Origin of the sequence: Pseudomonas sp. TUM22785 (genome assembly GCF_028198105.1) — a bacterium.
Classification (GTDB): Bacteria; Pseudomonadota; Gammaproteobacteria; order Pseudomonadales; family Pseudomonadaceae; genus Metapseudomonas; species Metapseudomonas solani.
In genome coordinates this window covers 6596837-6609881 of record NZ_CP116239.1, presented here as the reverse complement: position 1 = coordinate 6609881, position 13045 = coordinate 6596837, and the positions used below count along the sequence as shown (strand labels likewise).

Sequence of the window (13045 nt, the reverse complement as noted above, 5' to 3'; positions counted from 1 at the left end):
AATGACCACGCTGCTGCTGTACAAGGAAATCAAGGCGCTGAACCGCGAGGAGCACCGCTCGCTGAAACTCGCCAGCCTCCAGAACAGCGAATTCGCTTCCAGCACCCACCTGGTGCCCCTGGCGGGCCTGGAGTTCTTCCAGGCGTCGCGCCACTACCCGATCGTGTTCATCGGCGAGGGTGCCCAGGCCGTCCCCATCGCGCTGCTGGGCCTTAAGGCCGGCCACAACGGCTACGTCGACGCCAACAACCTGTGGCAGGAAAACTGCTACATCCCGGCCTTCGTGCGTCGCTATCCCTTCGTCCTGGCCCAGGACAGTGCGGAGAACTTCACCGTCTGCTTCGACGCCGCCTACTCGGGCTGGAACGAGGAAGAGGGCCGCGAGCTGTTCGACGAAGAGGGCCAGAACAGCCCCTTCCTCGAAGAGATGATCCAGTTCCTGCAGAACTTCACCACCGAGATGGAGCGCACCCGCCGCTTCGTCGACAAGCTCAACGAACTGGAACTGCTCTCCACCCGCAGCCTCAAGCTCAGCCACAGCAATGGCGAGAGCTTCGTGCTCAGCGACTTCCTGGCGGTGGACGAGGAGCGCTTCCTGGCCCTTTCCGACGACAAGGTGCTGGACCTGCACAAATCCGGCTTCCTCGGCTGGATCTACGCCCACCTGATCTCCCTGGGCAACGCCAACCAGCTGTTCGCCCACTACCTGGCGAAGAAAGCGGCCGGCGAAACCACCACCCATTGATGGGTGCGGCTCCGCTCCCGGCCGGGGGCGGAGCCTTTTTCAGCACAACGACTTCCTTGATGCATCCGTAGGTCGGGTGAAACCCGGCGGCTTTTGTGTGGGCGCTGGATGGGCTCGGCGTATGGCGGGATGTGCTGGGTGCGACCCCTGCGGTGCTGGGCATGACTACCGGATTCCCGGCACCTCCACCGCGTGGGTTTCGCCGAGCTCTACCCACCCTACGGAAGCCCATCGCCCCGTCGGGGGAGCGAGGGCGGGCTCAGCCCTTGCCCTTGGTACGGGTCATATTGGGGCCGGCGTGTTTTTCCAGGTGCTCGATGATGATCCCGGCAACGTCCTTGCCGGTGGTCACTTCGATGCCTTCCAGGCCGGGGGAGGAGTTCACCTCCATCACCAGCGGGCCGTGGTTGGAGCGCAGGATGTCGACGCCGGCCACCGACAGGCCCATGACCTTGGCGGCACGGATGGCGGTCATGCGTTCTTCCGGGGTGATCTTGATCAGGCTGGCGCTGCCGCCACGGTGCAGGTTGGAGCGGAACTCGCCCGGCTTGGCCTGGCGCTTCATCGAGGCGATGACCTTGTCGCCCACCACGAAGCAGCGGATGTCGGCGCCGCCGGCCTCGCGTATGTATTCCTGCACCATGATGTTCTGCTTCAGGCCCATGAAGGCCTCGATCACCGATTCCGCCGCCTTTTCCGTCTCGCACAGCACCACGCCTATGCCCTGGGTGCCTTCCAGCACCTTGATCACCAGCGGGGCGCCGTTGACCATGCGGATCAGGTCGGGGATGTCGTCGGGGGAGTGGGCGAAGCCGGTCACCGGCAGGCCGATGCCCTTGCGCGAGAGCAGTTGCAGGGAGCGCAGCTTGTCCCGCGAGCGGCTGATGGCCACCGATTCGTTGAGCGGGAACACGCCCATCATCTCGAACTGGCGCAGCACGGCGCAGCCGTAGAAGGTCACCGAGGCGCCGATGCGCGGGATCACCGCATCGAAGCCTTCCAGGGGCTGGCCGCGGTAGTGGATCTGCGGCTTGTGGCTGGCGATGTTCATGTACGCACGCAGGGTGTCGATCACCTGGATCTCATGCCCGCGCTGCTGGCCGGCTTCCACCAGGCGACGGGTCGAATACAGACGCGGGTTGCGCGACAGAACGGCAATTCTCATTGGGCACCTGGAAGGGAGTCGAAGGCCGGTAGGGTCGGCTTGTCCTGTACGTAGCTAAGGGCCGGGTTGACCACCAGTTGGCCGTCCACCAGGGCTTTGGAACCGATCAGCACGCGATAGCGCATGGTCTTGCGGCAGGCCAGGGTGAACTCGATCGGCCAGGCGCGATCGCCCAGGGCGACCGTGGTGCTGATCACGTAGCGGCTCTGGGCCTGGCCGTTGGAGCTTTTGATGGTCTTCACCGACACCACCTGCGCCTCGCAGCGGTGACGCCGCTGCACCAGCGTGCCGAGGTGCGCGGTGAAGCGCACCCAGCGCTCGCCGTCGCGCTCGAAGGGCACGATGTCGCTGGCATGCAGGGTGGAGGTGCTGGCCCCGGTGTCGATCTTGGCGCGCAGGCCGACCATGCCGAGTTCCGGCAGGGCTATCCATTCACGCAGGCCGATCACGGAGAGTTGGTCGAAAGTCTTCAATGCAGGCTTTCCGCTAAAGTTGTCGGCATTCTAGTTGCCCCTTGTGACAACTGCATCCGGCCCGGCGTGCGCCCGGGACGCAAATTTTCAGGTTGCGAGCCAGTGCAGCCTGCCAGCATGGAAACCGTGGCATGAGCGACAAAGACGACGACAAGGTACGCCTCGACAAATGGCTGTGGGCGGCGCGCTTCTACAAGACCCGCGCCCTGGCCAAGGAAGCCATCGACGGCGGCAAGGTCCACCACCGGGGCGACCGCTGCAAGCCGGGCAAGGAGCCGCGCATCGGTGACGAGTACGTGATCCGCACCGGCTTCGACGAGCGCACGGTGGTGGTCCGCGCGCTGTCCGTGGTGCGCCGTGGCGCGCCCGAGGCGCAGACCCTCTATGAGGAGACCGCCGACAGCGTGCGCCGCCGCGAAGAGGCGGCCGCCATGCGCAAGGCCGGCGCCCTGGGCGTGCAGACTGAAGGCCGGCCGACCAAGAAGCAGCGCCGGCAGATCCACTACCTACGCGGCGGCGCCGGTGACTTTGTCGACGATTGATCCGCCATGGGGCCGGTAGACAACCGGCGCTTGGTCGCCTCGGGGGTTTGCACCTAAAATCGCCAGCCTTTCGGCCGAGCAGGCCCCCAGACGCAGCGAGTCCGTCATGTCCGATAACACCCAGCGCTTCCTTTTCGACGATACCGACGTGCGCGGCGAAATGGCCTCCCTCGGCGAGAGCTACGCCCACGTGCTGGCCAAGCACCCCTACCCGGAGCCGGTGGCGCAGCTGCTCGGCGAAATGCTCGCCGCCGCCTCGCTGCTGGTGGGCACGCTGAAGTTCGACGGCCTGCTGGTGCTCCAGGCGCGCTCTTCCGGCGCCGTGCCGCTGCTGATGGTGGAATGCTCCAGCGACCGCGAACTGCGCGGCATCGCCCGCTACCACGCCGACCAGGTGGTGGCCGGTGCCGGCCTGCACGAGCTGATGCCCGAAGGCGTGCTGACCCTCACCGTGGATCCCAAGCAGGGCCAGCGCTACCAGGGCATCGTCAGCCTGGAAGGCGCCAACCTGGCGGAAAGCCTCTCGGCCTACTTCGCCAACTCCGAACAGCTGCCGACCCGCTTCTGGCTCAACGCCGATGGCCGCAACGCCCGGGGCATGCTGCTCCAGGCCCTGCCGGCCGACCGCCTCAAGGACCCGGAAGCCCGTGCCGCCAGCTGGCAGCACCTCACCGCCCTGGCCGACACCCTCACCGCTGAGGAACTGCTGAGCCTGGACAACGAAACCGTGCTGCACCGCCTCTACCACGAGGAGCAGGTGCGCCTGTTCGACCCCCTCGCCATCAGCTTCCGCTGCAGCTGCTCGCGCCAGCGCTCGGCCAACGCCCTGGTCAGCCTCGGTCACGCTGACGCCGACGCCCTGCTGGAAGAGAACGGCGGCACGGTGGTGATCGACTGCCAGTTCTGCAACCAGCGCTACAGCTTCGACGCCGCCGACGTGGCCCAGCTGTTCGCCGGCGGCGGCAGCGCGGCGCCGTCTAGCACAAAGCACTGATCGGAAGCTGGAAGCCGGAAGCTAGAAGTTGGAGGCTGCTCTGCTCTTTCTTCAAGCTTCCAGCTTCAGGCTTCCAGCTATCTGGCCAAACTAATAAGTTTCCTACCAATTTGTAGTGTGCCGTAGCGCCCCCCGGGCCTGTGGATATCTCCGCCAGCGCCCGTCTGGCCTCGTCTTGGCGCTTGTCGTTCCGCTCGTGACCCGGATATTCGAAATGGTCATTTCCAGCTATCCATTCGTCGGTCGAGCGCGTACCTGAGTCGCGCTGCCGGGTGCCCGGTCTGACTGAAACGCCCGTATCGTCTGCCTTACGTCCAGTCATCTCGCCTAAGCCATAGTTCCTCTGGCATAATCCGGCGCACTTTTTTCGCTGTAGCGGGTCGCATAGCCCACTACATATTTGATTGGAGGACTCGGCCTCTCGCCGACGGGGAACCACATGACGCAAGCCAATACCGCCGTGTACACCGATATCAGCGCCGCGCAACTGGTCGAAGAGGCCATCCGCCGTGGCGAGGGTGAGCTGGCCGCCAACGGTTCGCTGGTAGTTAGGACCGGTCACCGCACCGGCCGTTCTCCGGCTGACCGCTTCATCGTTCAGGAGCCGAGCACCGACTCCAAGATCGCCTGGGGCGCCATCAACCGTCCGTTCCCGGCCGACAAGTTCGATGCCCTGTGGACCCGCGTCGAAGCCTATGTGACCGAGCGCGAGCGTTTCGTTTCCCACGTTCACGTCGGTTCCGATCCCGAGCATTACCTGGCGGTCAAGATGACCACCGAAACCGCCTGGCACAACCTGTTCGGCCGTTGCCTGTTCATCAACCCGGAACAGTACAACCCGCAGGCCCGCCAGGAATGGCAGATCATCAATGCCCCGAACTTCGTTTGCGAACCGGAGCGTGATGGCACCAATTCCGATGGCTGCGTGATCCTCAACTTCGCTGCCAAGAAAGTGCTGATCGCCGGCATGCGCTACGCCGGTGAAATGAAGAAAGCCATGTTCTCCGTGCAGAACTTCCTGCTGCCGGAAAAAGACGTGCTGCCGATGCACTGCGCCGCCAACGTCGGCGAAGACGGCGACACCACCCTGTTCTTCGGCCTGTCCGGCACCGGCAAGACCACCCTGTCCGCTGATGAAAGCCGTTACCTGATCGGTGACGACGAGCACGGCTGGGGCGTGGGCACCGTGTTCAACATCGAAGGCGGCTGCTACGCCAAGTGCATCGACCTGTCCGCGAAGAACGAGCCGGTGATCTGGAAAGCCATCCAGTTCGGCGCCGTTCTGGAAAACGTCGTGCTCAACCCGGAAACCCGCCTGCCCGACTACAGCGACGACAGCCTGACCCAGAACTCCCGCGCGGCCTACCCGCTGGAGCTGGTTGAGAAGCGCGTCGAGGCCAACCGTGCCGGCGAGCCGAACGCGGTGATCTTCCTGACTTGCGACCTGACCGGCGTACTGCCGCCCGTGTCGATCCTCAACAACGAGCAGGCGGCCTACCACTTCCTGTCCGGCTACACCGCCCTGGTGGGTTCCACCGAGATGGGTTCCGGCGGCGGCATCAAGTCGACCTTCTCCACCTGCTTCGGCGCGCCGTTCTTCCCGCGCCCGGCTGGCGAGTACGCCGAGCTGCTGATCAAGCGCATCAAGGGCTTCGGCTCCAAGGTGTACCTGGTCAATACCGGCTGGACCGGTGGTGGCTACGGTGTTGGCAAGCGCTTCAACATCCCGACCACCCGTGGCGTGATCGCGGCCATCCAGAGCGGCGCTCTGATCGGTGCCGAAACCGAGCACCTGCCGCTGATCAACCTGGACGTGCCGAAGGCCGTTCCGGGCGTCGAGACCAACCTGCTCAACCCGCGCAACACCTGGGCTGACAAGGCTGCCTACGACGAAGCCGCCAAGGGCCTGGCCGAGAAGTTCATCGAGAACTTCAAGAAGTTCGACGTCTCCGACGCCATCCGCAACGCCGGCCCGCAGCTGTAAGCGAGCCCGTTGTAGAAGAAGCCGCCTCCGGGCGGCTTTTTCATTGGTCGCCCCGGGAATTCCGGGTGCTCGGAGTCGAGGGTGGCGTAGGGTGGATGGCGCTTTTCCCATCCACCGGCGGTGCCTGAACCGGGCCGCGATGCCAGGAGCGGGCGATGATGGTTTCGCTGCGCTCTACGCCATCCTACGGGCATACAGGCCAACGCCCTGCACTGTCGCGGCGCTGCTGCGTTGCGCTTCTGGCCATGATCGACGGCCCCTTTCGATGGAGTGAAGCCATGCCTCGCAACACCCTCGCCGCCACCTTCGGCTACGACGCCTTCCGCCCCGGCCAGGAAGCGGCCATCCGCTCGGTGCTGGCCGGCCGCTCGACGGCGGCGATCTTCCCCACCGGTTCCGGCAAGTCGCTGTGCTACCAGCTATCGGCCCTGCACCTGCCGCACCTGACCCTGGTGGTCTCGCCGCTGCTGGCATTGATGCAGGACCAGCTGGCCTTCCTCCATCGCCACGGCATCGCCGCCGCCAGCATCGACTCCGCGCAGAGCCGCGAGGAAGCCGCCGCCGTCATGGCGCGGGCGCGTTCGGGTGAGCTGAAGATCCTGATGATTTCGGTGGAGCGCCTGAAGAACGAGCGCTTCCGTGGCTTCATCCAGCAGGTGCCGATTTCCCTGCTGGTGGTGGACGAGGCCCACTGCATTTCCGAGTGGGGCCACAACTTCCGCCCCGACTACCTGAAGCTGCCGGACTACCAGCGCCAGTTCGGCATTCCCCAGGCGCTGCTGCTGACCGCCACGGCGACGCCGGCGGTGATCGCCGACATGCAGGCCAAGTTCGCCATTGCCGACGAGGACGTAGTCACCACCGGCTTCTACCGCAGCAACCTCGACCTCGCCGTCGAGGCAGTGGCCGGCCCGGCGCGCATGCAGCGCCTGGTGCAGTGGCTGGTGCCGCGCAAGGGCCAGCCGGGCATCGTCTACGTGACCCTGCAGAAAACCGCTGAGCAGGTGGCCGAGGCGCTGGTGCGCAGCGGCCTTTCCGCCGCCGCCTACCACGCCGGTATGGGCCATGAGGCGCGCGAGGCGCTGCAGCGGCGCTTCATGGCCGGGCAGGTGGACATGATCGTCGCCACCATCGCCTTCGGCATGGGCATCGACAAGAGCGACGTGCGCAACCTGGTGCACTACGACCTGCCCAAGTCAGTGGAGAACTACAGCCAGGAAATCGGCCGTGCCGGGCGCGACGGCCAACGCTCGGAATGCCTGGTGCTGGCCAACCGCGACGGCCTCAGCGTGCTGGAGAACTTCGTCTACGGCGACACGCCGGAGCGCAACGGCATCCTCCGTGTGCTGCAGGAGCTCAAGGGCGCAGCCGGGGAGGGTGGGCGCTGGGAGCTGACCCTCAATGCCCTGTCCGACCAGAGCAACATCCGCCAGCTGCCGTTGAAGACCCTGCTGGTGCAGCTGGAGCTGCGCGGCATCATTGCGCCGCTGTTCGCCTACTTCGCCGAGTACCGCTTCAAGTACCTGGTGGAGCCCGAGGCGCTGGTGGCCAAGTTCGAGGGCGAGCGGCGCCAGTTCGTCGAGGCGCTGGTGAGCACCTCGCAACGGGCGCGCACCTGGAGCACGGTGGATTTCGACCGGCTCTATAACGAGCACCAGGCCGAGCGCGCACGGGTGGTGAAGGCCCTGGATTTCTTTCAGGAGCGCGGCTGGATCGAGCTGGAAAGCAAGCAGATGACCGAGGTCTACGCCTTGCTGCGCAGCGACTGGGACACCGACTCGCTGGCGGACGAACTGCACGGTTACTTCAAGCGCCAGGAAGCCAGCGAGATCGGCCGCATCAACGCCATGCTGGCGCTGTTCGCCAGCGACAGCTGCCTCAGCCAGCGCCTGGCCGCCTACTTCGGTGACCACCAGGCACCCGCCCGGTGCGGCCACTGTTCGGTGTGCCGGGGCCAGGTGGCGCGCTTGCCCGAGCCGGCGGCGCTTCCCGCGCTGGAGGGGAAGGATTTTGCCGCGCTTTGCAGCGGTTTCCGCCAGCGCCAGCACGAATACGACGGCTGCGATGTGGGGGCGGAGAGCCTCACCCGCTTCCTCTGCGGTATCGCCACGCCGATCTTCACCCGCTTGAAGGCCCGCAACCTGCCGGGCTTCGCGGCGCTGGAGGACTATCCCTACGCGCAGGTGCGCGACTGGGTCAGCCGTCAGCTCGATCTGTAGCCTGGGCTTCAGCCCAGGGATCCACCACGGCCCGTACCCGGCACGGGCCATGGCCTGCCTACCGCCTCGTCAGGCCACCAGGGCCCGGTCGGTGAAGCTGGGCTGCTGCACGGCCTGGTAGGTGGAGATGGCCTGGTTGGCCAGCCTCGGCGTCACCAGCCCCAGGTCGGGCTGGGTGAAGGCCTGCTGGTTACCGTCCAGCTGCAGACGCTGACGGGCGATAAAGTCCCCGGACAGCGGGTTGTTGGGATTCAGGTCATCGGTCTGCTGGGCTTCGACGTAGTCGGCGATCCGCTGCTGCTGGAGCTGTTGCTGCTGCAGACGGGCAGTCTCGGCGGCGTTCTCACGGAGCTGCTGGGCCTGCTCTTCCCGCAGGTCCTGCGCCCGTTCCCGGGCCAGCTGCTGGTTCTCTTCAAACTGCTGCTGGGCTTCCTCACGGGCGATACGCGCCCGCTCGTTACGGGTGTCGATGGCGTTGGCGGAGGTCACGCCGGGCTGGGCGTTGACCGCCAGTGCGTCATTGGTCCGCGTAAGCGGCGTGTCGTTGAAAAAAGGCGTCGGGCCTAAGGGTGTGATTGCGATAGCCATTGGGTTCTCCCTGGTTTTTTGGCCTGGGAGTTTCAGTCTACGGCGGGGCAAACCCTTCTTTTAGGCCGATCCCGCATAAGGCTGGTGACTCGATCGTCTAGCACTTTTCTCCCCTGCGCCTGTCCCGCCGCTTCGCTCTGGAGCGTCCCGTCGCGCCTGCATCGCCCGGCTCATGGGGGCTGCCGGCGATCAGCGTGGCGGAAGTGAATCGGCAAGGTGGTACGGACGTGCGGAAAAGGCCCTGGCAACCGTTCGTCGGTAGGCCCTCAGCCGGGTTCGCCCAATTCGAGGATCTGCCCGATCAGCCACTGCAGCGCCGCGTCCCGTTCCCGCGCCTGCACGCTGACCACATCCAGGTGGAAGGGCCCCACGGCAAAGGGCAGTTCGTGCAGCTCCAGCGGCAGCAGGCGGGCGAAGTACTGGGCCAGTTGTGTGGGCAGCACCGCCACCAGGTCACTGCCGGCGACGATGTGCGCCGCCTGCAGGTAGTTCGGTGTGGTGTAGAGGATCTGCCGCGTCAGGCCGCGCTCGGCGAGCCACAGGTCGACCATGCCTTTGGTCTGGCCGCCATGGACCCAGAGGTGGCGTAGCCTGAGGAAGTTTTCCAGGTCCGGCTCACCGCGCAGCAGCGGGTGATCACGGCGGGCGGTGAGGCGCAGGGTTTCGCTCATCCAGCGGCGGCTGGCGAAGCGTGGCGGAATGCTCTGGAAGCGGCCGAGCACCAGGTCCAGCTCGCCCTTGTCCAGCGCTTCGGCGGGGAGGCTGGGGCTGAGGTGGCTGATGGCGATCTGCACCCCCGGCGCCAGCACCGCGAGGCGTTCCAGCAGGCGGGTCATGCAGATCAGCTCCACGTAGTCGGTCACGGCGATGCTGAAGCGCTGGCGGCTGCTCGCCGGGTCGAAGGCCTCGCCGGCGGAAAGGCTCTGCTCGATCTGCGCCAGGGCGGTGCGGATCGGTGCCTCCAGGGCCAGCGCCCGAGGGGTGGGCTGCATGCTGCGGCCCACACGTACCAGTAGCGGGTCGCCGAGCAGCTCGCGCAGGCGGTTGAGGGCGTTGCTCACCGCTGGCTGGCTGAGGGACAGGCGCTCGGCGGCGCGGGAGACATTGCGTTCACGCAGCAGGGCGTCGAGCACGCGCAACAGGTTGAGATCGAACGTGGAGATATTCACCGTGGAAATACGACCTATCACAAGACTAAATTTCAAAAATAGTACCGGCTTCCTTAAGGTGTCTGGCGATTTTCGTTTCCCCGTGCGCAGGCCTGCGCCCTGTCAGAACAACAAGAGGACGATGCGATGACCCAGAGCCCCAACGACATTCGACAAGCCGCCGTGATCGGTGCCGGCACCATGGGCCGGGGCATCGTCATGAGCCTGGCCAACGCCGGCGTGCAGGTGCTGTGGCTGGACAACAACCCGCAGATGCTGGTGCAGGCGCTGGGCGTGGTCGCCGACACCTACGCCCACAATGTGCGCCAGGGGCGCATCGACGAGGCCCAGGCGGCCGCGCGTCGTGCCTGCATCACCCAGGTGACCGACTACGACGCCCTGGCCGATGTCGACCTGGTGATCGAGGCGGTGTACGAGAACCTCGAACTCAAGCAGCAGATCTTCCGCGAGCTGGACGCCCGGCTGAAGCCGTCGGCGATCCTCGCCAGCAACACCTCGGCGCTGGATATCGACGCCATCGCCGCCGTCACCGCGCGCCCGGAGCAGGTGCTCGGCCTGCACTTCTTCAGTCCCGCGCACATCATGAAGCTGCTGGAGATCGTGCGTGGCGCCAAGACCGCCAAGCCGGTGCTCGACGCCGCGTTAGTGCTGGGCCAGCGCATGGGCAAGGTCAGTGTCATCGCCGGCAACTGCGACGGCTTCATCGGCAACCGCATGCTCAGCACCTATGTGCGCGAGGCGCGGATGATGCTGCTCGAAGGCGCCTACCCCCATCAGGTGGACGCCGCCCTGCAGGGCTTCGGTTTCGCCATGGGCCCGTTCCGCATGTACGACGTGGTCGGCATCGACCTGGAGTGGCGTGCCCGCGAATTGGCCGGCAAGGGCCAGGACGACCCGGCGGTGCAGGTGGACAACCGCCTCTGCGCCCTCGGCCGCTTCGGCCAGAAGTCGCGCATGGGCTACTACCGCTACGCCGAAGGCAGCCGCCAGGCCGAGCACGACCCGGAAGTGGACGCGCTGGTGCTGCAGGTGTCCGAGCAGCTCGGCTTCGAGCGCCGCAGCATCGGCCAGGAAGAGATCCTCGAGCGCTGCCTGCTGGCCCTGGTCAACGAGGGCGCGAAGATCCTCGAAGAGGGCATCGCCGCCTCCAGTGACGATATCGACACCGTCTACCTCAACGGCTACGGCTTCCCCGCCGACAAGGGCGGCCCCATGAGCTGGGCCGATGGCCAGGGCCTGGAGGTCATCCGCGAGCGCCTGGAATACCTCGCCGGCCGCCACGGCCTGCACTGGCAGCCCGCTGCCCTGATCCAGCGCCTGGCTGCCGAAGGCCGCCGCTTCGCCGATTGCCAAGAGGAAGCCTGAGATGAGCTACACCGCCCCCCTGCGCGACATGCGTTTCGTGCTCCATGAAGTCTTCGATGTCGCCGGCCACTGCGAACTGCTGGGCAATGGCCTGGACCGCGAGCTGATCGACGGCGTGCTGGAAGAAGGCGCGCGCTACGCCGGCGAGGTCATCGCCCCGCTGAACCGCTCCAGCGACGAAGAGGGCGTGACCCTCGAAGGTGGCGCCGTGACCACCCCCACGGGCTTCCGCGAGGCCTACAGGCAGTACTGCGACAACGGCTGGGCCAGCATGACCGGCCCGGTGGAGCATGGCGGCCAGGGCTTCCCGCAGATGGTCGCCGCCAGCTTCCACGAGATGCTGATGGCCGCCAGCCTGTCCTTCCGCGTCTATTCCGGCCTCACCGAAGGCGCCGTGCTGGCGCTCTACAAGCACGGCAGCGAGGCGCTCAAGCAGGCCTACCTGGACAAGATGGTCGGCGGCACCTGGACCGGCACCATGTGCCTCACCGAGCCCCAGGCCGGTACCGACCTGGCCCTGCTGCGCACCCGCGCCGAACCCCAGGCGGACGGCAGCTACAAGGTCAGCGGCAGCAAGATCTTCATCAGCGGTGGCGAGCAGGACTTCTCGGACAACATCGTCCACCTGGTCCTGGCGCGCCTGCCCGATGCCCCGGCCGGGGTGAAGGGCATCTCGCTGCTGCTGGTGCCCAAGTTCATCGCCAACGCCGATGGCACGCCGGGTGCGCGCAACGCCCTGTCCTGCGGCGCCATCGAGCACAAGATGGGCATCAAGGGCGCGGCCACCTGCGTGATGAACTTCGACGGGGCCACCGGCTGGCTGATCGGCGAAGCCAACCAGGGCCTGGCCTGCATGTTCACCATGATGAACGACGCGCGCTTCCAGGTCGGCCTGCAAGGCCTGGGCATCGCCGAGCGCGCCTTCCAGGGGGCGCTTTCCTATGCCCGCGAGCGCCTGCAATCCCGCGCCCTGACCGGCCCGGCCGAGCCGGACAAGGCCGCCGACCCGATCATCCACCACCCCGATGTGCGGCGCATGCTGCTGACCCAGAAGACCCTGGTGGAAGGCAGTCGCCTGCTCGCCGCCTACTGCGGGCGCCAGCTGGACCTGGAGCACGGCCACCCCGATGCAGCGGCGCGCAAGGCCGCCGGCAAGCGCGCGGCGCTGCTGATCCCCATCGTCAAATCCTTCTTCACCGACATGGGCCAGGAAGTGGCCAGCCTCGGCGTGCAGGTGTATGGCGGCCACGGCTACATCCGCGAATGGGGCATGGAGCAGCTGATGCGCGACAGCCGCATCACCCAGATCTACGAGGGCACCAACGGCATCCAGGCCCTCGACCTGATCCGCCGCAAGCTGATGGGCGACGGCGGCGCCGAGCTGTACGCCCTGCAGGACGAACTGGCCGCCATGACCGAGGCCCAGGCCGGCCGCGCCGAGCTGGCGGAACTGGCCGGCGCCGTGCTGGCGCGCCTCAAGGAATGGCGTGACCTCACCGCCACCGTGCTCGACCGCGCGCGCCATGATCCGCAGGAAATCGGCGCCTGCTCGGTGGACTTCCTCCAGTACTCGGCCTATGTGTTGTTGGCCGGGCTCTGGTTGCAGGCCGCCGCCCGCGCCCAGGACGCCCTGGACGGCGGCACCGGCGAGGCGGACTTCTACCAGGCCAAGCTGCACAGCGCGCGCTTCTACGTGCGCCGACTGCTGCCCCGCGCCAGTGGCCACCGCGAGTCGCTGCTGGGCGGCGCGGACTGCCTGATGGCCCTGCCGGAGGCGCATTTCGCGTTCTGATGGAGTCCA

General features: G+C 66.5%; 11 protein-coding genes. 7 read left to right on the top strand and 4 right to left on the bottom strand.

Annotation, left to right across the window (positions count from 1 at the left end):
• Position 1: 1 nt before the first annotated feature.
• Positions 2 to 745: a SapC family protein gene (locus PI990_RS29950; protein ID WP_021218608.1), complete on the top strand. Its 744-nt coding sequence runs from the start codon at positions 2 to 4 to the stop codon at positions 743 to 745.
• Between the two features lie 259 nt (positions 746 to 1004).
• On the opposite strand, the gene rimK is transcribed toward PI990_RS29950, so the two are convergent.
• Together rimK and rimB are read right to left on the bottom strand one after the other, a co-directional pair.
• Complete coding sequence (gene rimK, locus PI990_RS29945; RefSeq protein WP_021218609.1) at positions 1005 to 1910, bottom strand: 30S ribosomal protein S6--L-glutamate ligase; 906 nt, start codon at positions 1908 to 1910, stop codon at positions 1005 to 1007.
• On the bottom strand, positions 1907 to 2383 hold the full coding sequence (gene rimB / locus PI990_RS29940) for a retropepsin-like aspartic endopeptidase RimB (protein WP_021218610.1): 477 nt from the start codon (positions 2381 to 2383) through the stop codon (positions 1907 to 1909). The genes rimK and rimB overlap by 4 nt, the downstream gene beginning before the upstream one ends.
• Before the next feature lie 131 nt (positions 2384 to 2514).
• Between rimB and PI990_RS29935 the strand changes: the two genes are divergently transcribed.
• The 4 genes from PI990_RS29935 to PI990_RS29920 all read left to right on the top strand — a co-directional run bounded on the left by PI990_RS29935 (position 2515) and on the right by PI990_RS29920 (position 8122).
• A complete protein-coding gene (locus tag PI990_RS29935) occupies positions 2515 to 2925 on the top strand; it encodes an RNA-binding S4 domain-containing protein (protein WP_184489776.1) in 411 nt (136 codons plus the stop codon).
• A 106-nt stretch (positions 2926 to 3031) separates the two neighbouring features.
• On the top strand, positions 3032 to 3919 hold the full coding sequence (gene hslO / locus PI990_RS29930) for an Hsp33 family molecular chaperone HslO (RefSeq protein ID WP_184489775.1): 888 nt from the start codon (positions 3032 to 3034) through the stop codon (positions 3917 to 3919).
• A 439-nt stretch (positions 3920 to 4358) separates the two neighbouring features.
• Positions 4359 to 5903, top strand: coding sequence for a phosphoenolpyruvate carboxykinase (locus tag PI990_RS29925; RefSeq protein WP_271659335.1), 1545 nt, complete (start codon positions 4359 to 4361; stop codon positions 5901 to 5903).
• A gap of 278 nt (positions 5904 to 6181) precedes the next feature.
• Positions 6182 to 8122: a RecQ family ATP-dependent DNA helicase gene (locus PI990_RS29920; protein WP_271659334.1), complete on the top strand. Its 1941-nt coding sequence runs from the start codon at positions 6182 to 6184 to the stop codon at positions 8120 to 8122.
• A 69-nt stretch (positions 8123 to 8191) separates the two neighbouring features.
• On the opposite strand, the gene PI990_RS29915 is transcribed toward PI990_RS29920, so the two are convergent.
• Positions 8192 to 8710, bottom strand: coding sequence for a hypothetical protein (locus PI990_RS29915; protein ID WP_271659333.1), 519 nt, complete (start codon positions 8708 to 8710; stop codon positions 8192 to 8194).
• A 266-nt stretch (positions 8711 to 8976) separates the two neighbouring features.
• Positions 8977 to 9879 (bottom strand): LysR family transcriptional regulator, encoded by a 903-nt coding sequence (locus tag PI990_RS29910; protein ID WP_043240449.1) that lies wholly within the window; start codon positions 9877 to 9879, stop codon positions 8977 to 8979.
• Between the two features lie 126 nt (positions 9880 to 10005).
• Between PI990_RS29910 and PI990_RS29905 the strand changes: the two genes are divergently transcribed.
• Complete coding sequence (locus PI990_RS29905; protein WP_271659332.1) at positions 10006 to 11244, top strand: 3-hydroxyacyl-CoA dehydrogenase; 1239 nt, start codon at positions 10006 to 10008, stop codon at positions 11242 to 11244.
• A 1-nt stretch (position 11245) separates the two neighbouring features.
• Positions 11246 to 13036 (top strand): acyl-CoA dehydrogenase C-terminal domain-containing protein, encoded by a 1791-nt coding sequence (locus PI990_RS29900; RefSeq protein ID WP_271659331.1) that lies wholly within the window; start codon positions 11246 to 11248, stop codon positions 13034 to 13036.
• Positions 13037 to 13045: the final 9 nt, after the last annotated feature.

Coding starts and splice junctions, on each gene's coding strand:
- PI990_RS29950 (WP_021218608.1), top strand. CDS start 2: ATGACCACGCTGCTGCTGTACAAGGAAATCAAGGCGCTGAACCGCGAG.
- PI990_RS29935 (WP_184489776.1), top strand. CDS start 2,515: ATGAGCGACAAAGACGACGACAAGGTACGCCTCGACAAATGGCTGTGG.
- PI990_RS29920 (WP_271659334.1), top strand. CDS start 6,182: ATGCCTCGCAACACCCTCGCCGCCACCTTCGGCTACGACGCCTTCCGC.
- PI990_RS29915 (WP_271659333.1), bottom strand. CDS start 8,710: ATGGCTATCGCAATCACACCCTTAGGCCCGACGCCTTTTTTCAACGAC.
- PI990_RS29905 (WP_271659332.1), top strand. CDS start 10,006: ATGACCCAGAGCCCCAACGACATTCGACAAGCCGCCGTGATCGGTGCC.
- hslO (WP_184489775.1), top strand. CDS start 3,032: ATGTCCGATAACACCCAGCGCTTCCTTTTCGACGATACCGACGTGCGC.
- PI990_RS29900 (WP_271659331.1), top strand. CDS start 11,246: ATGAGCTACACCGCCCCCCTGCGCGACATGCGTTTCGTGCTCCATGAA.
- PI990_RS29925 (WP_271659335.1), top strand. CDS start 4,359: ATGACGCAAGCCAATACCGCCGTGTACACCGATATCAGCGCCGCGCAA.
- rimK (WP_021218609.1), bottom strand. CDS start 1,910: ATGAGAATTGCCGTTCTGTCGCGCAACCCGCGTCTGTATTCGACCCGT.